This is a genomic window from Halogeometricum sp. S3BR5-2 (assembly GCF_031624635.1).
GTDB classification, from domain to species: Archaea; Halobacteriota; Halobacteria; order Halobacteriales; family Haloferacaceae; genus Halogeometricum; species Halogeometricum luteum.
The window spans coordinates 281323-300202 of record NZ_JAMQOQ010000006.1; the positions used below are offsets into that span (position 1 = coordinate 281323).

Sequence of the window (18880 nt, forward strand, 5' to 3'; positions counted from 1 at the left end):
TTCGAACGTCCGGACGATGGGAGTCCTCGAGAACAAGTCACGGGCGCGCCTGTTCTACAAGTACCTCTCGAAGGTGTACGACCGGATCAACCCCTTCATCTGGAACGAGGAGATGCGCGACGAGGCGCTCGAACTCCTTGACATCCAACCGGACGACCGGGTGCTCGACGTGGGGTCCGGCACCGGGTTCGCCACCGAGGGACTCCTGCGGTACACCGACGACGTCCACGCCCTCGACCAGAGCATCCACCAGATGGAGAAGGCGTTCGCGAAGTTCGGAAAGCGCGACCGGGTGCGCTTCTACCGCGGCGACGCCGAGCGCCTCCCCTTCAAGGAGAACGCTTTCGACGTGCTGTGGTCCTCCGGTTCCATCGAGTACTGGCCCAACCCCGTCGACGCCCTCGAAGAGTTCCGCCGCGTCGTCAAGCCGGGCCACCGAGTCCTCGTCGTCGGTCCGGACTACCCGGAGACGGGGCCGTTCCAACATCTCGCCGACGCAATCATGCTGTTCTACGACGAGCACGAGGCCCAGCGGATGTTCGAGGAGGCCGGCTTCGTGGACATCGAACACCACATCCAGCAGGCCGCCCCCGGCACGCCGCGGGCCATCACCACCGTCGCGCGGGTACCGGACGACGATGGAGACGAGGCCGACGCCCGCGCCGAGGCCGAACTCGAGGCCTGACCGGAGTTCGACCGTTCGGCCGAAGACCGAACGAGAGCCGAACGTAGACCGACGAGAGCCTCAACGGCCGCCCGTTTCTCCCGCGACCCCGTTCACCCGGTTCACCTTCGCCGAATCACCCCGGAGCCGCGCTCACCGACGCCGTCAGCGTCGCCAGCGGGCGCGAGGACGACCCGCGGTAGAGCCGAACCGTGACGGTCCGACCGGGTTCGAGTTCTGGGTCGTTCGTCTCCGCCACCGCGAGCGTCGCCGTCTCCCCCGCCGACCACGCGCCGTCGGCGGCGACGTTGAACGGGCCGGTCGGACCCGAGCGGAACCCCCGCGCCGCGAAGAACGGGAGCGGCGGCTGGAACGCCAGCGGGTCGCCGTCGACGGCGATTCGGAGCCGGAGCGCCGACGCGTCGAGCGTCGGACCGCGCTCGTACGTCACGGCGAGTTCGTCGCCCGTCGCCGACAGCGAGAACGCCGTCGGCCGGGGACTCGGTCCGAGGCCGGCGGCGGGGTCGGCCGACGCGCCGGGGGCGCCGACGCCGCGGAGACCCGCCGAATCGGAGTCCACGGCCGCGGCGCGGGCGGACGCGCCGGCGACGAGGGCGTCGCTCGCCGCGCCGACGACGACGGCCGTCGAGAGGACGAGTCCGACGAGCAGCAGCGTCGCGACGACGGGCGAGAGCGCGCGGTCGGTCACGGGAGCGCTGGCCGCCCGTTCGGATAAGAGGGTTCGGACTGGGAGGCGGCGTCCGGAGGAGTGGGGCGGCGTTCGGGCGTCAGGCGTCGGACGGGGACCGCGGGGACTGCGAGGCGGTGGCGTTCTCGGGGCCACCCGCTCCCGTCTGGTTCACGAGCGGCGGAGTGTCCGGCTGGACGGTCAGCACGACGACCGAGTTCCCCCTGATGGCGGTCACCTGGTAGGTCTGGCCGGGCGCCATCGTCCACAGCGTCCCGTCGTCGCCCGTCTCGCCGACGACGGCGCTCTGCCCGTTCTGCGGGCCGACGGTGATGCGGGCGTTTACGGGGCGGTCGGCGTCGGTCCGGTTCAGTTGGATGCGGACGGGACCGCCGGCGTACGTCTGGTGGGCGGTGAGTTCGAGACCGTCCTTCACCGCGCCGTCGGTGGACGTCGTCCGGAGCGTGTCGAGCGGCCGGTACTGGAACTCCTTGAAGACCTCCTTGGAGCCGCTGTCGACGAACGCGTACAGCTGTCCGCGCTCGTGCTGGATGCGGACGAGGACGCTGTTGTCGCCCTGCCGAGTGCCGGTGACGCTCGTCCCGCTCTCGCGCAGCCCCAGCGCGCTGATGTACGGGTACGCCTGCGTAGTGTTGTCGAGGGCCTCGTCGAGCGTGATGACCCCGGTGCCCCGCGCCCGCAGGTCCCCGCGGTACGCCTCGCGGACGTACGTCTCGTTCCGGACGGTGGCGGCGACGACGCTGTCGGGACCCGTCTGGAGGAAGAAGCGCGCGTGCTCGGCGTCGCCCTGCAGGACGCTGACGGCGTGCTGTCGCACCGGTCCGGTGAACGTGTCGAGTTCGCGTTCGAGCGTCGCGGACCGCGACTCGACCGAGAAGTCGGGGATGGACTCGGCGAACGCGTCGATGCGCTGCCTCCGTTCGTCGAGCGCCCGCGCCTCCAGGTCGATGACGGCGAGGCGGACGAGGAACCGCCGCGGCGTTATCTCACCGGCGCCGTAGGCGCTGATGGCCGCCTGCTGGCGCGACCGCAGCGAGATGATGCGCTGTTCGATGGTGGTCAGTTCCTGGAGTATCACCTGCTGTCGGCGGTCCTCGGTGTCGGTCGACCGGATCCGCTCGACGGCCGCGAGCGTCTCGACGGTCAGTTTCGTCTCGTTGTCCTCGAAGGCGAGCGCCGGACCCAAGTCGACCGACCGCCCCTCCAGAGAGCTTCGGTTCACCCGGTCGGGCGGAATCCCGAGCACGTGGAGGGTCGCGTTGCTCGCCGTCTCGTTCGACGCCAGTTGCGTCGCCGGGACGCCGACCTGCGCCGGCGCCGGGGCGTTCGCGGCGGGGGCGCCGGCGGCGGAATCGGAGTCGAGAACGGGGGCGGAACCGGTTCCGTCGGAGACCGGGGCCGCACCCGGCGCCGCCGCTCCGGCGACGGTCGAAAGCACGAGGACCGCGACGAGCACGGCGGAGAGGGCTTTCATGTCTGATAGCTTCTGCGGACGGCTACTAAAACGTCGTGCTCGGTCGAAACCCGTCGAGCGGCCCGTTTTCTCGACTTTCTCGGCATGGAAAGGATTTTGAGCGCTCCACGTCCAACCACCAGCTAATGCGGATATCCGCGCTGGCCGTTGCCCTCCTTCTGGTGCTCTCCGGCGTCGTCCCCGCGGCCGCGGCGGCGACCGACGCCGAGAGCGGCGCCCCCCGAGTCGAAGAGCCGGGGGCCGCCGTCAGCCCCCAAGTCGACGGACCGTTCGACGGCGACCCGCGGACCGTGATACGCATCGGCCTCGGCGACGACGGCGACGCGTCGTGGCGCGTCGAGATGCACTACCGGTTCGACTCGCCGAACGAGTCGGACGCCTTCAGGCGCCTGGGCGAGGAGTACGTCGACGGGGACACCGACGTCGGCGTCCGCGCCGACCTGTTCGAGCGAATCGCCGCGCGGACGAGCGAGGCGACCGGCCGCGAGATGGAGATTCGGAACGCGACGTACGACTACAGCATCGACGGGGAAGCGGGGACGGGGACGCTCGCCGTCGAGTTCGTCTGGACGAACTTCCTGCGGCAGATGGAGAACGGCGACCTCGCGCTGGGCGACGCCTTCCGACTGCCGAGCGAGGCGTCCGGGGAACCCGAGTCGTGGCTGTCGCTCTTGGGCGAGGACCAGCGGTTGTACGTCGAGACGCCGCCCGGGTACGCGACGAACACCACGAGCATCGAGGTGCTCCAGCGGAACAACGCCATCATCCTCGACGGGCCGTCGACGTTCGAGGGCGAGGACGCACTCGTCGTGACGTACCGACCGACGAACATCACCGACCCCGGCGGAATCCCGTGGACGCTCGTCGTGGGCGGCGGCGTCCTCGTCGCCCTCCTCGTCCTCCTGGCCGTGGTCCTCTTCCGGTGGCGGTCGGGAACCGGGGACGAATCCGGGTCCGGAACGGGAGGGGGCGGCGGCCGGCCGGGCGGCCCGACGCCGGACGCGTCCGGCGGGACGACGAACGGCGGCGTCGACGCCGGAACCGCCGCGGCGGGCGAGGGCGTGGGGGCCGCCCCGGCGTCCGAAGAAGCCGAGGCGGAGGAACCCGCGGTGGACCTCTCGCTGCTCTCGGACGAGGAGCGGATCGAACACCTGCTCGAACGGAACGGCGGGCGGATGAAGCAGGCGAACATCGTCGCGGAGACGGACTGGTCGGACGCGAAGGTCTCGCAACTGCTGTCGGCGATGGCCGACGAGGGACGCGTCGACAAACTCCGCCTCGGCCGGGAGAACCTCATCTCCCTGCCGGAGGAGGGCGGCGACGGGGGAGGGAGCGGCGAAGACGGGAACGGAGACGGAGATAGAGATAGGGACGAGGACGGCGACGGGAGCGCGGACGCGAAGTAGCCTTCGGACGGACAGCCGTCGGTTCGGGTGAGGGTTCCGAAAGGATTTACCCGGCTCTGGCGGAAGAAACGATGATGAAGGTTCTCGTGACCGTCAAGGAGGTGGCAGAAGTCGAGGACGACTTCGAGATAGCCGACCTCGACATCGACCCCCGGTACCTCGAGTACGACCTGAACGAGTGGGACGAGTACGCCGTCGAGGCGGCGGTCCAACTCGCCGAGGCGTCCGACGAGGACGTCGAAGTCGTCTCTGCGACCATCGGCCCCGAGCGAAGCGAGGAGACCGTCCGGATGGCCCTCGCGAAGGGCGTCGACCGCGCAGTCCGCATCTGGGACGACGATATCGAGGCCGCGGAGTTCCTCGACGTGGCCTCGAAGGTCCGCCTCCTCGAAGCCGTCGTCGCCGAGGAGGACCCCGACCTCGTCCTCACGGGCGTGCAGGCGAACGACACCGGGTTCGGCGCGACGGGCGTCGCTCTCGCGGACGCCGTCGGCTTCGAGTGGGGCGCGGTCGTGAACCACCTCGACACGGAGGGCGTCCTCGAAGACGGGGTCGCCCACGTTCACCGGGAACTGGAGGGCGGCATCGACGAGATAACCGAAATCGACCTCCCCGCGGTGCTGACCATCCAGACCGGCATCAACGAACCGCGCTACGCCAGCCTCCGCGGCATCCGGCAGGCGCAGTCGAAGGAGATAGCGCCGAAGGCGCTCTCGGACCTCGGCCTCGACCACGAGGCCGTCGCGGGCGAACTGTTCCTGACCGACATGTACGAACCCGAGGCGGAGTCGGACGCGACGTACTTCGACGGCGACGCGGGCGAACAGGCGTCGCAACTCGCGACGGCCCTGCGGGAGAAGGGGGTGGGCGCGGAATGAGTCCGGACGTGCTCGCGGTGGCCGAGCACCGCCGCGGCGACGTTCGCGAGGTGAGCTACGAACTCGTGACCGCGGGGCGCGAACTCGCGGACGCGACCGGCGGCGACCTCCACGTGGCCGTGATAAGCGGACGAATCGACGAGTTCACGACGCGCTTGGACCTCGAGGGGGTCGACCGCATCCACACCGTCGACCACGGCGAGGAGTTCAACCACGACGTGTACACGCAGGTCGTCTGCGCCCTCGCGGACGAACTCGACCCGCAGTACGTCCTCGCGCCGAACTCCGTGAACGGCCTCGACTACGCGCCCGCCGTGGCGAACCGCCTCGGCCTCCCCCTCGTGACGGACGCCGTCGGCATCGAGTACGACGGCGGCCTCACCGTCACGCGCGAGATGTACGGGTCGAAGGTGGAGACTACCGTCGAAGTCGACGCCGAGCGGGCCGTCGCGACGATTCGCCCCGGCGAGTGGGTGACGACGGAGGCCATCGGCGACGCCGAGGTGACCCCGTTCGAGTTCGAGGTGGACGAGTCAGCGGTCAACTCCGAGGTCACCGGCTTCGAGGAGGTGGCCGGCGGCGACGTCGACATCGCGGACGCGGAGGTGCTCGTCTCCGTCGGGCGCGGCATCGAGGAGGAGGAGAACATCAAACTCGTCGAACGCCTCGCGGACGCTCTCGGGGCGACGCTCTCCTCTTCCAGACCCATCGTCGACAACGGCTGGCTTCCGAAGAACCGGCAGGTCGGCCAGTCGGGGAAGGTCGTCACGCCGAAGGTGTACATCGCCATCGGCATCTCCGGCGCGGTCCAGCACGTCGCCGGCATGAAGGGCTCCGAAACCATCGTCGCCGTCAACAACGACCCGAACGCGCCCATCTTCGACATCGCGGACTACGGCGTCGTCGGCGACCTGTTCGACGTGGTGCCGGCGCTCATCGAGCAGTTCGAGTAGGCGGTTACGGCGGATTTTTGGTCCAGATTTTTGCGGACGCGAACCCGTGAGCGTCCGGAAAAAGGTGGTCGCGCGTGGTGCCGGCGCTCATCGAGCAGTTCGAGTAGGCGGTTACGGCGGATTTTTGGTCCAGATTTTTCCGCGCGCTACTTCGAGTCGACCGTCCGCTCGAACGACCTGATGGCGTCGTCGCCGCCGGCGACGAGCACGTCGTCCTCGCTCTCGACGACGACCGATCCCTCGGTTCTGACGGTCCCGTCGCGGACGGCGCCGATGACTATCCATCCCCGCTCCGCGTCGCGGCCCGCGTCGGCGAGCGACTCGCCGACGAACGGCGCCGCGTCGGCGCGGACGAGTCGAATCTGCCCGGCCGGGGAGACGACGCCCTCGCCGTGGGCCTCGGAGGCGACGAGACGGGCACACACCTGCTGGACGGAGAGCACGTAGTCGCCCCCGGCCCGGAACGCCGGAGCGGCCTTGTCGGCGTCGGTGACGCGCCCCAGTATCTCGATGTCGTCCGAGAGCGAACGGGCCATCGCCACGGTCAGCAGCGCCGTCGCGTCGTCGTCGACGGTGACGATCAGGGCCGACGCGTCCTCGATACCCGCCTCGTGGAGCGTCTCGGGTTCGGTCGAGTCGCCGACGACGTCGGGGTCGGCGTTCGCGTCCGCGTCGACGGTCGTGACGGAGGTTCCCTCGGAGAGGGCGTCGACCGCCGCGTGACCGCCTTCGTCTAATCCGGCGACGACGACCGGGGAGCGCGAGGAGCCGAGGGGGGACCGGACGTTCGACAGGTCTCCCGTGGCCGCCGCGATGTCGTCCTCGGGGCCGGCGACGACCAGCACCGCGTCGGGCGTGAGACGTTCGTCGGGCGACGGCGGCACGCGGAGTTCGCCGCCGAACCACCCGGCGACGAGCGTCAGGTCCGGGTGGTTGGCGACGGTCGAGTCGCCGAGCCGGGTCCCGTGGATAGGGCTGTTCCGGCGGACGAGAACCTCGCGGACGACGATGTCGTTTCCGTCGCCGGACGCCTCGACGGCGACGGGCGTCGCCGCCTTCTCGGCCAGGCGGCGTCCGATGAGTCCGTGCGGGGCGACGCTCCGGTCGACGCCGACCTCCGTCAGCGCGGCCGTACGGCGCATGGTGGGGGTGAAACTGACGACGCGCAGGTCCTCGTTCCGTTCGAGCGCGGTCAGGGCGATGCTGGCCGTGCGGTCGCCCGCGTCCGTGATGAGCAGCGACGCCTCGGCGATGCTGGCTCGCTCGAGGTCGTCGCCGTCCTCGGGGTCGCCGTGGATGGCCTGGTAGCCGCTGTCCGAGTGGCGCTTCGCCTCCTCCTGGTCGGATTCGAGGAGGACGTAACCCACGTCGAGACCTTCGAGTTCGTCGAGGAGCAGGTCGGTGTCGCGTCGGTACTCCGCGACCACGACGTGGTTCGCCTTCACCGAGAGGCGGTCGTCGAGGGTGAGCGGCGCGCGCTCGAAGAGGGGGATGACGAGCACGCGGAGCGTCACGAACCCGATGACGACGCCGGTCACCTGCATCGTCACCAACAGGCCGAGCATGAGCGGCGACGTCCACGGCGAGTCCGCTCCGTACCCGGTGGTCGTGAGCGTCGCGACTACCGCGTTGAGCGAACGGAACATCGACTGCGGACGACCTTCGAGCGTCCGCATTCCGACGTTGTAGAGGAACGTATAGACGAGGACCGTCGTAACGAGACAGGTGACGTAGACGACGAGCAGTCGCTGTCGTCCGGAGAGGTCCCGCGGACGTAGTCCGTCGAAATCGCGGAGCGCACGCATCGTCATCCGTTTGGCGAGTAGACCAAGGAACCTTCCGGCCGAACCGTCGCGGTCGGCGGCGCGCTCGGCGAGCGGCGAGCGAAACCCGTCACGTACTTGCCGTCTCGTTCCTACGAACCGACAATGGAGTATCTGGAGCGTCGGGTGTCGATGGTCGACGAACGCCTCGCGGAGGTCATCGAAGCGGTCGACCCGCCCGAACTGTCGGAGGAACTCGCGCACGTCGCCCTCGCCGGCGGCAAGCGCGTCCGTCCCGCGGTGACGATTCTCGCCTGCGAGGCCTGCGGCGGCGACGCCGACGCGGCGGTGGATTTCGCCGTCGCCGTCGAGTTGGTCCACAACGCCTCCCTCGTCGTCGACGACATCATCGACCGGTCGGACATCCGGCGCGGCACGCCGAGCGCGTGGGCGGAGTACGGCTACGGCCCGGCGCTCATCGCTTCCGACGGCCTCCTCGGCGAGGCGTTCGCCCTCCTCTCGGTGAACGACCAGGCGATGCAGGTGGTCGCCGAGTCGATGGTCGAACTCGGCGAGGGCGAGGCGACGGAACTGGTCGCCCGCCCGTCGAACGAACGCGAGTACATGGAACTCGCGCGGCGGAAGACCGGCGCGCTGTTCCGCGCGGCGGCCGAACTCGGCGCCGTCGCCGCGGAGGCGGACCCCTTCACCGTCGAGGCGTTCGGCGAGTACGCCGAACGCGTGGGGGTCGCCTTCCAGATACGCGACGACGTGCTGGACGCGACGGCCGACGCCGACGAACTCGGCAAGCCCACCGGACAGGACGAGGTGATGGACCGCCCCTCCGTCGTGCAGGTGACGGACCTCACACCCGCGGAGGCGAACCAGCGCGCGCGCGAGCAGTCCGACCAGGCGCTCGACGCCCTCGACGCGACGGAGGTGGAGGAGACGGACTCCATCGGCTACCTCCGCGACCTCGCGGAGTTCGTCGTCGTCCGCGAGCGCTGAACGGTCACAACGGCTCGTCGGGAGGAACGCTTCTCGGGACCGAAGGGAACTGCACCGCTCGGAACGCGAAGGAGTGCGCGGCGGTCACCGCCCGGACGAGACACTCAGACTACTTCGGTCACTTCGACGTCCCAATCGGACTCAGCGTGCGGCCGCTCTACATACCAGCCGCCGGAGACGTCCACGCCGTTGGCTTCCGCACTCGAAATCAGTTCACGGAGCATGGTCCTGAACTCCTCCTTCTCGCTCGGAGCAAACTCATCCACCGATGACATCGTCTGAATAGAGGCGAGGTCAGATATATCTCTGTCGAAGATTCGAGGCCACGTACGGCGTATCCGACTGGGTCGCCGCTCTCCGTCGTCGGTGGGTCGGGGCGGCGGAGGGGGTTCCCGAGGGGGGGAGAGCGGAGTGTCGACTACTGCCGAGGTGGCGGTCTTTCCCTTCCCTCACCCGCGCGTCGGTTCGACGCTGGTGGGGAACCGCGACTCCGCGATGGCGAACGCGAGCGTGCTGAACACGCCGAGGAGCGTCCCCACCGTGAGGCCGACGGCGAGGTCGGCCGCCGAGAACGCCCGGACGCCGGGGACGCCGGCCACGCCGTTGACGTTGAGGAAGAAGCCCGAGACGACGTACAGCACGATGGCGATGGCGACGACGTAGAACGGCGCGTTGAGATAGCGCCACTTGAAGCGGTCCGCGAGGTACTCGTCGGTCACCTGTCCGAGGCTGGAGGTGACGCCGGCGGCGGCGAACCACTGGATGGCGCCGTGGACGAACAGCGCGAGGACGAGAGGCGCGGCCGGGTCGGGGAGTTCCTCGGCCAGGGCGACGCCGCGGAAGCCGCCGACGGTCATGAGCGCGAGGGCGGCGACGTAGGTGATGAGCGTCACGCGTCCCTCGTAGAGGATGTCGCGCCCGCGGCCCACGGCGTCGTCGACGACCGTCTCCAGTCCGAGCCCGCGGAACAGAGTGTAGAGACCGAGCAGCGCCGAGATGACGCCCAGAACGGCCGCGCCGGGGATGTCGAAGGCGCTGGCGATAGTGAGGAACGGGTAGATGAGAAGCAGGATGCCGAGGGGGACGAGGATGGTGCCGCGCGTCTCCGGGTCTGCGAGCACCTGCTTCATCGTGTAGTAGATGGATTCGAGGTCCTGCGCCTGCCGGACGACGACCCGGCGCACGCTGTCGATGGGGACGCGCGAGCGGATGACCGGCAGCACCGACTCGTCCTGCGCGCCGTCGGTGATGACGATGGCGCTGACGTTCTCGCCGGTCGACAGGCCCGCGAGCACGCGGTCTATCTCCTCGCCGATGGCGCGGTTGGCCTGCACGTCGCTACCCTCCATGCCGGTGACGGCGGCGACTTCCACCTGCTGACCGACCTCCGGGTCCGCCGAGAGCGCGTCGTGCTCGTGGATGCCCTGAAACAGGACGTTCGAGTCGGAGTCCTCCGGATCGGCGGTCGCGAGCGCAACCGCGGCCGCCTCGACGCGGTCCCGACCGACGACGGGCGTGTCGAACCTCGTCTTCCGGCCGAGGTCGTCGTCGAGGTCGACGCAGAGGACCAACAGCATCGTGCGACCGTATGCCGTCGGGCTATATTTGTTTTCGGGGACCCGCACGAACGGAGACAGGTGCCCCCGGTCGCCGTCGACCGAGGGCGGTCGCCGCGGCCCGCGCGGTCGGTTCGAGGGGACCCCGCGGGCGCGCAATGCGACCGAACACCACGGGCGAGCCGCGTTTCGCACCGTTTTTGCCCGTGGGACGTGTACCGTGTTCGCAACGAATGATATCGAAGGGCTGTGAGCAGTGCGCCATGGGAGGGAAGATGGTGCTGTTCGTCTACGGCTACTGCGACCAGCGCGATTGCTTCTACTGCCCCCTCGGCGAGAACCGCAAGAACGTCACGGACGTCTACGCCAACGAGCGGAAGGTGGAGTCCGACGACGACGTCGTCGCCGAGGCCAAGCGCATGGAGGCGCTCGGAACGTCAATCACGGGCGGCGAGCCGCAGGAGGCCCTCGACAAGACCTGTCGCTACCTCGAACTGCTGAAAGACGAGTTCGGCGAGGACCACCACACTCACCTGTACACCGGAATCACGGGCGGCCGCGAGAACATGCGCCGCCTCTCCGAGGCGGGACTGGACGAGATTCGTTTCCACCCGCCGTACGAGATGTGGGGCGACCTGCACGGGACGGAGTGGGAGGACATCCTCTACGTCGCCCGCGAGGAGGGGCTGACCCCCGCCTTCGAGATTCCGGGCATCCGCGCCGAGGAGGAGTTCCTCGAGTTCCTCGACGAGGGCGCCGCGGACTTCTGCAACGTCAACGAGTTCGAGATGTCCGACGGGAACTATCGACGGATGCAGGAGGCGGGCTACGAACTGCAGGAGGGCCACATGTCGGCCGTCGACGGCTCGAAGGACGCCATCTTGGAGGAGATGGCCGACCACGAACGCGTCTACTTCTGCACCTCCGTGTTCAAGGACGCCGCACAACACAGGAACCGGCTGAAGCGCATGGCCGAGAACATCCGCCGCCCGTTCGACGAGGTGACCGACGACGGGACGCTCGTCTACGGGAAGACGTGGCTGACGTCGGAGGAGTTGGACGCCCTCGGCGTCCCCGAGGAATTCTACACCGTCAAGTCCGACCACGTCGAGGTGGCGTGGTGGCTCCTCGAAGAGATGGTCGAAGACGGCGACGCGCCGAAGGGCGAAATCGTCGAGCAGTATCCCACCGTCGACGGCACCGTGGTCGAGCGGACGCCGTTGGCGTAGGTTTCTCTTCATTTTGGTCCAGCTTTTGCGAGCGAGCGGACGCGAGCGACGCAAAAGGTGGGATGGCACCGTGGTCGAGCGGACGCCGTTGGCGTAGGTTTCTCCGTTTTCACCGCGTTCGCCGTCGCCGTCCTCGACTCCGATTCCGCGACAGCACCACGTACAGGCTCGGTTCGAACGCCACGGCGATGCCCGCGAGCACCCAGTTCGTGAGGTCGGCGCCGCGGACGACGCCGACTGCGACGACGGCGACGCCGAGGAGCGCTCCCGCCGCGACGGCCGCGCGTCGGGTTCGCTCGGCGAGTCGGACGCCGCGGGCCGTCGCGTACAGGCCGGCGGCGACGGAGAGGAGCACGGCGCTGACGGTTCCGAGCACCGGTTGGACGGTGACGAGTCCGAGGGCGAGGAGTCCGACGCCGGCGACGACGCCCACGCCGAGCGTCGCTCGCGGGGGAAGCGGATTCACGTCCGCGCCGTGGCGGACGGCGTAGGCCGCCGGCGGGAGGGCGAGGACGAGGCCCGCGAAGGCGGCGGGAACCAGCGCGGACGGCGAGGGGTCGGCCGCGAGGACGCCGACGACGCCGAGGAACGCCCAGAGGACGCCGACGACGAGAATCCAGCGCGGCGGGACGACCGAGGCGGGGTCGTCGTCACGCAGGAGGCCGAACGCGACGAACGGGTACGCGCCGACGGCGGCGAGGACGACGACGTCGAGGAGTCTCAGCCCGAAGAGGAGGCCGAACACGACCGCCGTGAGGCCGAGAACGACGCCGATGAGTAGAGCGAACTCCGGGACGCGACGGCTCATAGTCGAAGTCGGGAACAGGCGCGGGAAAGCGTTGCGTCCGGCGAGCGGCGGGCGTCGGGGCGGTATCGGGGGTGGATACGCACCCGGAAGCGTTTAGACGAGCGATAGAGTAGCCTCTCGTATGTCAGACTGTCCACTGGCGGACGAGTGCCCGCGGTACTCAGAGCGCATCAACGGGATGGGGTGTCAGTACTACGGGGACCGCGCGGGGGCAGAGTGGTGTAACAGCTACGAACAGCCGATCCGCGACCTGAAACAACAGCCGGTCAAACCGGGCGAGGACGTCGTCGTCACCGTCGACGACATCCACGAGAGCGGCGCCGGCGTCGGGCGGACCGAGGACGGCTTCATCGTCCTCGTCGACGGCCTCCTGCCGACCACGCGCGCCGTCGTCCGCATCGACCGGGTGAAGTCGAACCACGCCAAATCGAAGAAGGTGGTCGAGCGCCTGCCGACCGACCCCGACGAGGAGGACGGCGACGTCGGCGCGGCCGGGAGAGGCGGCGACGGCGGCGGCGACGGGAGCGACAACGGTGAAGACGGGGACGACGGCGGTAGCGGAAGCGACGGCGGCCCCAAGCGACCGACGGCCCTCGGAAGCCGCGACAACTTCTGGGGGAGCTAACCCCCGGACCGCCGCGCCGCGCCACCCAACGGACAGTCACATCCTTCTGTAGTTTTTTGCGACTCGCGCCGGTAGCGGAGGGTATGCACGACGCGGACCGCGGCGACGGGGGAGAGGGCGGTGCCGACGCCGACGCCGGCGACAGCGCCGAGGCGGGCGACGGCGCGGAGTCGGACGTCGGCGCCGCGGGCGTCCTCGCCGAGACGGGGTTCGACCCCGAGACGAGCGTCCTCACGCGCCGGCAGGCCGAGGTGTTGGCCCTCCGCGAACGCGGCGTCCGCCAGTCGACCATCGCCGAGCACCTCGGCACCTCGCGCGCGAACGTCTCCAGCGTCGAATCCAGTGCGCGGCGGAACGTCGAGAAGGCGAGAGAGACCGTCGCGTTCGCGGAGGCGTTGACGGCCCCCGTTCAGGTGGCCGTCGAGGAGGGCGCCGACCTGTACGACGTGCCGAAACTCGTCTACGACGCCTGCGACGAGGCGGGCGTGAAGGTGGGCTACACCGCCCCGGACCTGATGAAGACCGTCGCCGACGCCGCCGGCGACGCCGTCCAGGGCCGGGAGGTGCGCTCGTCGCTCCTCGTGGGCGTCACCACCGAGGGAGCCGTCCGGGTCCGGCGGTCGTCGGAGTAGGCGAGGCGGGAGGAAATCAGAACTCGCCGCGGGACTTCAACTCGTCCGCGAGGGCGCGCACGTCCTGCGCGCGCGACTTCGGCACGACGAGGACGCGGTCGTCCCACGCGACCACCGCGAGGTCGGAGACGCCCACGAGCGAGACGTGTTTGTCGTCGCCGGCGACGACGTTGTCCGCGGCGTCGACCGACCGGAGCGTCGCGTCGCCGGCGACGACGGAGCCGTCCTCGTCGGCGTCGAGCACGCGTTCGAGGGCGTCCCACGAGCCGAGGTCGTCCCACTCGAACGTCGCCGGAACGACGACGGCGTCGTCGGCGCGTTCCATCACGCCGTAGTCGATGCTCACCTCGGGAACGTCCGCGAAGGCGGTCTCGGGGTCGTCGCCGGCGTCGAGGGCGGCGACGAGACCCGACAGTGGGGTGTCACGGGCGGCGTCGATGAGGGACGCCGGCGTCCACGCGAAGATGCCCGCGTTCCAGTAGTGGCCGGCGTCGACGTACGCCTCGGCCGTCTCGGCGTCCGGTTTCTCGTGGAACGCCGCGACGGGGGCGTAGTCGTCGCCGCCGCGTTCTCCCGTCTCGCTCCCGCCGCCTCCCTCGCTCGCGAACGCGCCGGGTTCGATGTAGCCGTACCCGGTGTCGGGCCGGGTCGGTTCGACGCCGAACGTGACGAGCGACCCCGTGTCGGCGGCGACGCGAGCGCCGCGGCGCATCACGTCCGCGAACTCGCCTTCGACCCGGTGGTCGCTGGGGAGGGCGACGACGACGCAGTCTCCGTACAGTTCCCGGATGCGGTGCGTGGCGTAGACGAGGGCGGGGCCGGTGTCCCGCGCGGCGGGTTCGACGACCACCTCGGCGTCGGGGGCGTGGTCGGGGACCGCCTCGGCGAACGACGGGCGGGTGGAGACGACCACCTCGTCGGCCGCCTCGCGGGCGCGTTCGACCGTGCGCGAGAGCAGCGACTCCTCGCCGAGCAGCGAGAGGAACTGCTTGGGTCGGTCGGCGCGACTCGCCGGGTAGAGCCGAGAGCCGGTGCCGCCGGCGAGGACGAGGGCGACGACCGGTTTCTTAGATAGGTCGGTCACCACGTCTCGACGACCCCGCTTCGGACGTCCTCGGCACAGCCCTCGCAGTCGGGGTGGCCGGCCTCGAAACAGGCCGGGAGGCCCGACTCGTCGAGGCCGACGGCGCGGCGTTCGGCGTGGCGCCGGCAGACCAGGCGGACGCGGCCCTCCTCGTCGCGCGGCAGGTCGGGGAGGTCGGACTGCGAGGCGTCTCGGCCGTCGTCGTACGCCCGTTTCGCGCGGGCGTACTGCCGGCCGGCGGCGCGGAACTGGTCCCGGACGAAGCGTGCGAATCGGTCGTCCATCGCTTATCGGGCGGTGGGCGCGCCGAGGCTATAGGTCCGTTGGTGGCCGGATTCGGCACGGTGGAGAGTGCCGAATTAGGGCGGTAGGGGTCGCGTGGAGTGCGTTTTCAGTTTCGGCTCGCACGTAACCTTATTAACCATAGCGAACCAACCGACGTACGCCTCCCAATGGAAACCAAGGCGGAGGCGAGTGAAACCATGTCAGACCTGCGAAACCACGCGGAGGAGATTGCCGACCAGTTTTCAGACCACTTGGATATCGACGCCGACGACGTCGAGGAGCGACTGCAGAACCTCGTCGACGAGTACCGGGTGCCCGTCGACGAGGCGCGCCGCTCCGTCGTCAACAGCTACCTCGACGAGGCGGGCCTCGACCGCGACGAACTCGGTCGCGGCGGGAACGAGGAGGTCCATCTCGCGGACATCGACCAGGACGAGCAGTGGGTCGACGTGACCGCGAAAGTCGTCGAACTGTGGGAGCCCCGAAGCGAGTCCATCTCGCAGGTCGGTCTCCTCGGCGACGAATCCGGGCGGATGAAGTTCGTCTCCTTCACCACCTCCGACCTCCCCGAGATAGAGGAGGGGAAGGTGTACCGCCTCGGCAACGTCGTCACCGACGAGTACCAGGGCAACTACTCCGTGAAGCTCAACCGGACGACCAGCATCGAAGAACTCGACGAGGACATCGAGGTGGGCGACGACGCCACCACCGTCGAGGGTGCACTCGTCGACATCCAGTCCGGGAGCGGCCTCATCAAGCGCTGCCCCGAGGAGGGCTGCACGCGCGTCCTCCAGAACGGCCGCTGTAACGAACACGGCAACGTGGAGGGCGAGTTCGACCTCCGCATCAAGGGCGTCCTCGACGACGGCGACGCCGTCCACGAGGTCATCTTCGGCCGCGAGATGACCGAAGAGCTGACCGGCATCTCCCTGGAGGAGGCCCAGGAGATGGCGATGGACGCCTTGGACACCACCGTCGTCGTCGACGAGATGCGCACGGACCTCATCGGACGCTACTACCGCGTCTCCGGCCCCGAACTGGGGCGGTACGTGCTCGCCGACGACACCGAACGACTGAACGGACCGGCGGATGCCGAAGCAGTCCTCATCCAAGCGAGGTCGATCTAAATGAGTTCCAACGAAGTCCCCTCCCGAGAAATCGCCCGACGAGTGTTCGCCGAAGAGTTCAACGACGCCAGCTACACGTTCAAGGAGTCCGACGACGAGCGAGCGCCGGTGTACCTGCTCCTCCCCTCGGGGGAGAAAGCTAACCGCGTCTTCCTCGTCGGCACGCTCACCGAGAAGGAGGACGTGGGCGAGGACAACGAGTACTGGCGGGGCCGTATCGTCGACCCGACGGGGACGTTCTTCGTCTACGCCGGGCAGTACCAGCCCGAGGCGGCGAGCGCGCTCCGCGACCTCGAACCGCCGGCGTACGTCTCCGTCGTCGGCAAACCCCGGACGTACGAGACGGACGACGGCAGCGTCAACGTCTCCGTGCGCCCCGAGTCCATCAGCGTCGTCGACGCCGAGACGCGGGACCGCTGGGTGGTCGAGACGGCGCAGCGAACGGTCGAGCGCATCGAGCGGTTCGACGAGGAGGGCAACGAGTACGGCCGCATGGCGCGCGAGGAGTACGACCTCCCCATCGACCGCTACAAGACGGCGGCCGTCTCCGCCCTGCAGAGCCTCGAAGAGGCCGGCGGCGACGAACTCGGCGGCTCCGAAGAGTCCGACTCGGAGGACGCCGATACCGATACCGATACCGACGCGGACGCCGCCTCGCCGGAACCGAACGCGTAGGCCGCCGCCCGCGCGAGCCGCTCAGCTCCCTTTTTCGCCGCGATAATCGTCTGACGAAGCATTAAGTATCTCCGAGCGATAACTTCCGGGCATCATGGGCAACAAGAACAAGACCATCTCGTTCCGCGTCAACGAGGACGCGTTCGAGACGCTTCGGGAGATAGCCGAAGAGCGGGACATCTCGCTGTCGGCCGTCTTCCGCGACTACGTGGACACCCTCGTTGCCCACGACGGCCAAGTGCAGGTCGTGCCGGAGCACGAACTCGACGGGGCGAGCGCCGACGAGGAGAAGTCGTTCCCGCCGAAGGTCCGGGTTCCGAAGAGCTTCATCCGCGAGCACGAGCGTCTCGAACTGGAGGCGGACCACCTCCGCGAACAACTCGAAGAGCACAAGCGGTACGTCAACTACCTCCGCGAGCAACTCGAAGACGAAGAGGAGGAAGTGATTCAGTTGGAGGACTTGGACAGCGAGGCGGACGAACCGTCGTTCCGTCTCGGGTAGCCGGGTCGCTCGTCATCCGTCTCTCGCGCAGGCGTTCCGTTACGCATTCTCCCGTTTCCGCGTTCTCAGCCGCTGAGCGCCCGCTTCGCCTCGCGCGCCTTCGATTCCATCTCGGCGTTCCCCTCGACGTTCGAGAGCGTCTCGACGGCTTCGAGCGTCCGCACGGCGTCGTCGAGGAAGGAAAGCACGTCGCCGGGGTAGGCGTACAGCATGTACTCGTCGCCCATCACGTCGACGATGGCGTCCGGACCGAGGCCCTGCGCGCGGAGTTCGAGGAGGTACGTCACGAACTGTCGCTCGGGGTAGCCGGTGTAGAGGTCGTCGGGGTTCTCGGGGTCCAGGAAGTCCTTCGCGAAGTCGAGCAGTCTGTCGCGCGTCGCGGCGTCCACCTTCGAGAGACCCTCCCCGGAGTAGAGCACGTCCATCGTCGCCCCCTTGAACGCCCCCTTCGGGATGTTCACGTCCAGTTGCGAGACGATTTCGCGGTGGTTTTTGAGGTATATCTTGTCCGTGATGGCCACAGTTGCCGGTTGTAGTCCGGTCGTCGGCAAAAGCGTCCCGGTGAGCGGCGGCGTGCGTCGCTCTCGCACGCCTCCGCGGAGTCGTAACGTATTTTAGTCACACGAGGATACCAGTAACTGCGTGTCCGGGTTAGGGTAGTGGACTATCCTTCAGCCTTGTGGAGGCTGAGACGCGGGTTCGATTCTCGCACCCGGACCTCCTCCGATTTCAGCACTCTGAGCCATCGCTTCAGCCTTCTAAGGCTGAGACATTCGAACACCCTGCAAATCGACTCAAGCCTGAATCGACGGACGGTAGCTTATAAGCAACCAGACCCGACCAGAAATGCTCTGGTCTTCTAAATTCCATACACAAACAGGGTGGATTAAGTGAGAGATTTCCAGTGGCTCCGACCCCCCACATTTCGTCTGGAAATCTAACTATTCCATGGCGGATGTCGACGTGTAAAATGTCGATAACTGATATTCTGAATTATACTCTACCCTTGAATAGGGGAGTCGAGATACCACCATCATGGAACTCATCGTTGAAGACGAGAGCAAGTGGGTAGAACTAGACTCAGGACCCACCGCCTGCAACAAACTAGAGGCCTTCCGCTCTGCGCAATCCAAAGTTCGCATCTCTATGATGCCTCAATCCAGCACAGGACGCATCTCCTTTGGCGTCGGACTCAACCCTAACAAAGCCAAGCGATTTGGTCAATATCTCAGCTTCCAATCAGGTATTATCCGAGAGAACGAAGACCAATGATGGAAATCAAATTTCCCGATAACGACCACGGTGGGTTCGCCGAACTAGAGAGCGGCGGTCATATTGATACGACGTTCCGGATTATCAACGACAACGGAATCCGCATTGACCTGTTGGCCCAAATGCACCATGGACGACTCCGTCTCGGAATCAACCTCAACCCCAAAGAAGCCCAACGAGTCGGCGAATATCTGACCGCCCAAGCGACCTTAGCGCAGGAGGACCAGTGA

Annotated in this window: 22 protein-coding genes and 1 tRNA gene; 14 read left to right on the plus strand and 9 right to left on the minus strand. The window is 68.2% G+C overall.

Annotated elements, in window-relative coordinates; genetic code table 11:
• The first annotated feature begins 16 nt into the window (after positions 1-16).
• Complete coding sequence (locus tag NDI79_RS20225; protein WP_310930498.1) at positions 17-685, plus strand: methyltransferase domain-containing protein; 669 nt, start codon at positions 17-19, stop codon at positions 683-685.
• Positions 686-800: 115 nt separating this feature from the next.
• Here the strand turns inward: NDI79_RS20225 and NDI79_RS20230 are convergent, their stop codons facing one another.
• Together NDI79_RS20230 and NDI79_RS20235 are read right to left on the minus strand one after the other, a co-directional pair.
• On the minus strand, positions 801-1373 hold the full coding sequence (locus NDI79_RS20230) for an archaellin/type IV pilin N-terminal domain-containing protein (protein WP_310930499.1): 573 nt from the start codon (positions 1371-1373) through the stop codon (positions 801-803).
• 79 nt (positions 1374-1452) lie between these two features.
• Positions 1453-2847 (minus strand): DUF7096 domain-containing protein, encoded by a 1395-nt coding sequence (locus NDI79_RS20235; RefSeq protein ID WP_310930500.1) that lies wholly within the window; start codon positions 2845-2847, stop codon positions 1453-1455.
• Between the two features lie 125 nt (positions 2848-2972).
• Between NDI79_RS20235 and NDI79_RS20240 the strand changes: the two genes are divergently transcribed.
• The 3 genes from NDI79_RS20240 to NDI79_RS20250 all read left to right on the plus strand — a co-directional run bounded on the left by NDI79_RS20240 (position 2973) and on the right by NDI79_RS20250 (position 6084).
• Positions 2973-4253, plus strand: a complete 1281-nt coding sequence (locus NDI79_RS20240; protein WP_310930501.1) for a helix-turn-helix transcriptional regulator — start codon at positions 2973-2975, stop codon at positions 4251-4253.
• 74 nt (positions 4254-4327) lie between these two features.
• A complete protein-coding gene (locus NDI79_RS20245) occupies positions 4328-5131 on the plus strand; it encodes an electron transfer flavoprotein subunit beta/FixA family protein (RefSeq protein ID WP_310930502.1) in 804 nt (267 codons plus the stop codon).
• Complete coding sequence (locus tag NDI79_RS20250; protein WP_310930503.1) at positions 5128-6084, plus strand: electron transfer flavoprotein subunit alpha/FixB family protein; 957 nt, start codon at positions 5128-5130, stop codon at positions 6082-6084. Before NDI79_RS20245 ends, NDI79_RS20250 begins: the two co-directional genes overlap by 4 nt.
• Positions 6085-6230: 146 nt before the next feature.
• On the opposite strand, the gene NDI79_RS20255 is transcribed toward NDI79_RS20250, so the two are convergent.
• Positions 6231-7889, minus strand: coding sequence for a potassium channel family protein (locus NDI79_RS20255; protein WP_310930504.1), 1659 nt, complete (start codon positions 7887-7889; stop codon positions 6231-6233).
• 123 nt (positions 7890-8012) lie between these two features.
• Between NDI79_RS20255 and NDI79_RS20260 the strand changes: the two genes are divergently transcribed.
• The gene (locus tag NDI79_RS20260) at positions 8013-8855 is read left to right on the plus strand and encodes a polyprenyl synthetase family protein (protein ID WP_310930505.1); all 843 of its coding nucleotides are present in this window, start codon (positions 8013-8015) and stop codon (positions 8853-8855) included.
• Positions 8856-8959: 104 nt separating this feature from the next.
• Here the strand turns inward: NDI79_RS20260 and NDI79_RS20265 are convergent, their stop codons facing one another.
• Positions 8960-9130 (minus strand): hypothetical protein, encoded by a 171-nt coding sequence (locus NDI79_RS20265; RefSeq protein WP_310930506.1) that lies wholly within the window; start codon positions 9128-9130, stop codon positions 8960-8962.
• 174 nt (positions 9131-9304) lie between these two features.
• A complete protein-coding gene (locus NDI79_RS20270) occupies positions 9305-10432 on the minus strand; it encodes a DUF373 family protein (RefSeq protein WP_310930507.1) in 1128 nt (375 codons plus the stop codon).
• Between the two features lie 212 nt (positions 10433-10644).
• On the opposite strand from NDI79_RS20270, the gene NDI79_RS20275 reads away from it, so the two are divergent.
• Positions 10645-11640 carry a radical SAM protein gene (locus tag NDI79_RS20275; RefSeq protein ID WP_310930508.1) on the plus strand — a complete coding sequence of 332 codons (996 nt, stop codon included), beginning with the start codon at positions 10645-10647 and terminating at the stop codon, positions 11638-11640.
• 109 nt (positions 11641-11749) lie between these two features.
• Here the strand turns inward: NDI79_RS20275 and NDI79_RS20280 are convergent, their stop codons facing one another.
• A complete protein-coding gene (locus NDI79_RS20280) occupies positions 11750-12448 on the minus strand; it encodes a hypothetical protein (RefSeq protein ID WP_310930509.1) in 699 nt (232 codons plus the stop codon).
• Positions 12449-12569: 121 nt separating this feature from the next.
• Here NDI79_RS20280 and NDI79_RS20285 point away from each other — a divergent pair, with 121 nt between their 5' ends.
• Together NDI79_RS20285 and NDI79_RS20290 are read left to right on the plus strand one after the other, a co-directional pair.
• A complete protein-coding gene (locus NDI79_RS20285; protein WP_310930510.1) occupies positions 12570-13073 on the plus strand; it encodes a TRAM domain-containing protein in 504 nt (167 codons plus the stop codon).
• A gap of 83 nt (positions 13074-13156) precedes the next feature.
• Positions 13157-13705, plus strand: a complete 549-nt coding sequence (locus tag NDI79_RS20290; protein ID WP_310930511.1) for a Tfx family DNA-binding protein — start codon at positions 13157-13159, stop codon at positions 13703-13705.
• 16 nt (positions 13706-13721) lie between these two features.
• On the opposite strand, the gene NDI79_RS20295 is transcribed toward NDI79_RS20290, so the two are convergent.
• Both NDI79_RS20295 and NDI79_RS20300 read right to left on the minus strand, forming a co-directional pair.
• Positions 13722-14789: a mannose-1-phosphate guanylyltransferase gene (locus tag NDI79_RS20295; protein ID WP_310930512.1), complete on the minus strand. Its 1068-nt coding sequence runs from the start codon at positions 14787-14789 to the stop codon at positions 13722-13724.
• Positions 14786-15073, minus strand: a complete 288-nt coding sequence (locus NDI79_RS20300; RefSeq protein ID WP_310930513.1) for a DUF7091 family protein — start codon at positions 15071-15073, stop codon at positions 14786-14788. Before NDI79_RS20300 ends, NDI79_RS20295 begins: the two co-directional genes overlap by 4 nt.
• A 198-nt stretch (positions 15074-15271) precedes the next feature.
• On the opposite strand from NDI79_RS20300, the gene NDI79_RS20305 reads away from it, so the two are divergent.
• The 3 genes from NDI79_RS20305 (at position 15272) to NDI79_RS20315 (ending at position 17378) form a co-directional block, all read left to right on the plus strand.
• Complete coding sequence (locus tag NDI79_RS20305; RefSeq protein WP_310930514.1) at positions 15272-16201, plus strand: replication factor A; 930 nt, start codon at positions 15272-15274, stop codon at positions 16199-16201.
• Entirely contained in the window at positions 16202-16876 is a 675-nt protein-coding gene (locus tag NDI79_RS20310) for an RPA family protein (protein ID WP_310930515.1), read from the plus strand.
• Between the two features lie 94 nt (positions 16877-16970).
• Positions 16971-17378 (plus strand): DUF8146 domain-containing protein, encoded by a 408-nt coding sequence (locus NDI79_RS20315; RefSeq protein ID WP_310930516.1) that lies wholly within the window; start codon positions 16971-16973, stop codon positions 17376-17378.
• Between the two features lie 65 nt (positions 17379-17443).
• Here NDI79_RS20315 and NDI79_RS20320 read toward each other — a convergent pair whose 3' ends face one another.
• Entirely contained in the window at positions 17444-17899 is a 456-nt protein-coding gene (locus tag NDI79_RS20320; protein WP_310930517.1) for a DUF5814 domain-containing protein, read from the minus strand.
• Positions 17900-18023: 124 nt separating this feature from the next.
• Here NDI79_RS20320 and NDI79_RS20325 point away from each other — a divergent pair.
• From NDI79_RS20325 to NDI79_RS20335, 3 genes are all read left to right on the plus strand, one after another.
• Positions 18024-18096 (plus strand) — tRNA-His (locus tag NDI79_RS20325).
• A gap of 317 nt (positions 18097-18413) precedes the next feature.
• Positions 18414-18650: a hypothetical protein gene (locus tag NDI79_RS20330; protein ID WP_310930518.1), complete on the plus strand. Its 237-nt coding sequence runs from the start codon at positions 18414-18416 to the stop codon at positions 18648-18650.
• Positions 18647-18880, plus strand: coding sequence for a hypothetical protein (locus tag NDI79_RS20335; protein ID WP_310930519.1), 234 nt, complete (start codon positions 18647-18649; stop codon positions 18878-18880). Before NDI79_RS20330 ends, NDI79_RS20335 begins: the two co-directional genes overlap by 4 nt.

What these genes read in the sequence shown, in the direction of transcription:
- NDI79_RS20225 (WP_310930498.1), top strand. Translation starts at nt 17, where the DNA reads ATGGGAGTCCTCGAGAACAAGTCACGGGCGCGCCTGTTCTACAAGTAC.
- NDI79_RS20235 (WP_310930500.1), bottom strand. Translation starts at nt 2,847, where the DNA reads ATGAAAGCCCTCTCCGCCGTGCTCGTCGCGGTCCTCGTGCTTTCGACC.
- NDI79_RS20240 (WP_310930501.1), top strand. Translation starts at nt 2,973, where the DNA reads ATGCGGATATCCGCGCTGGCCGTTGCCCTCCTTCTGGTGCTCTCCGGC.
- NDI79_RS20245 (WP_310930502.1), top strand. Translation starts at nt 4,328, where the DNA reads ATGAAGGTTCTCGTGACCGTCAAGGAGGTGGCAGAAGTCGAGGACGAC.
- NDI79_RS20250 (WP_310930503.1), top strand. Translation starts at nt 5,128, where the DNA reads ATGAGTCCGGACGTGCTCGCGGTGGCCGAGCACCGCCGCGGCGACGTT.
- NDI79_RS20255 (WP_310930504.1), bottom strand. Translation starts at nt 7,889, where the DNA reads ATGCGTGCGCTCCGCGATTTCGACGGACTACGTCCGCGGGACCTCTCC.
- NDI79_RS20260 (WP_310930505.1), top strand. Translation starts at nt 8,013, where the DNA reads ATGGAGTATCTGGAGCGTCGGGTGTCGATGGTCGACGAACGCCTCGCG.
- NDI79_RS20265 (WP_310930506.1), bottom strand. Translation starts at nt 9,130, where the DNA reads ATGTCATCGGTGGATGAGTTTGCTCCGAGCGAGAAGGAGGAGTTCAGG.
- NDI79_RS20270 (WP_310930507.1), bottom strand. Translation starts at nt 10,432, where the DNA reads ATGCTGTTGGTCCTCTGCGTCGACCTCGACGACGACCTCGGCCGGAAG.
- NDI79_RS20275 (WP_310930508.1), top strand. Translation starts at nt 10,645, where the DNA reads ATGATATCGAAGGGCTGTGAGCAGTGCGCCATGGGAGGGAAGATGGTG.
- NDI79_RS20280 (WP_310930509.1), bottom strand. Translation starts at nt 12,448, where the DNA reads ATGAGCCGTCGCGTCCCGGAGTTCGCTCTACTCATCGGCGTCGTTCTC.
- NDI79_RS20285 (WP_310930510.1), top strand. Translation starts at nt 12,570, where the DNA reads ATGTCAGACTGTCCACTGGCGGACGAGTGCCCGCGGTACTCAGAGCGC.
- NDI79_RS20290 (WP_310930511.1), top strand. Translation starts at nt 13,157, where the DNA reads ATGCACGACGCGGACCGCGGCGACGGGGGAGAGGGCGGTGCCGACGCC.
- NDI79_RS20300 (WP_310930513.1), bottom strand. Translation starts at nt 15,073, where the DNA reads ATGGACGACCGATTCGCACGCTTCGTCCGGGACCAGTTCCGCGCCGCC.
- NDI79_RS20305 (WP_310930514.1), top strand. Translation starts at nt 15,272, where the DNA reads ATGTCAGACCTGCGAAACCACGCGGAGGAGATTGCCGACCAGTTTTCA.
- NDI79_RS20310 (WP_310930515.1), top strand. Translation starts at nt 16,202, where the DNA reads ATGAGTTCCAACGAAGTCCCCTCCCGAGAAATCGCCCGACGAGTGTTC.
- NDI79_RS20315 (WP_310930516.1), top strand. Translation starts at nt 16,971, where the DNA reads ATGGGCAACAAGAACAAGACCATCTCGTTCCGCGTCAACGAGGACGCG.
- NDI79_RS20330 (WP_310930518.1), top strand. Translation starts at nt 18,414, where the DNA reads ATGGAACTCATCGTTGAAGACGAGAGCAAGTGGGTAGAACTAGACTCA.
- NDI79_RS20335 (WP_310930519.1), top strand. Translation starts at nt 18,647, where the DNA reads ATGATGGAAATCAAATTTCCCGATAACGACCACGGTGGGTTCGCCGAA.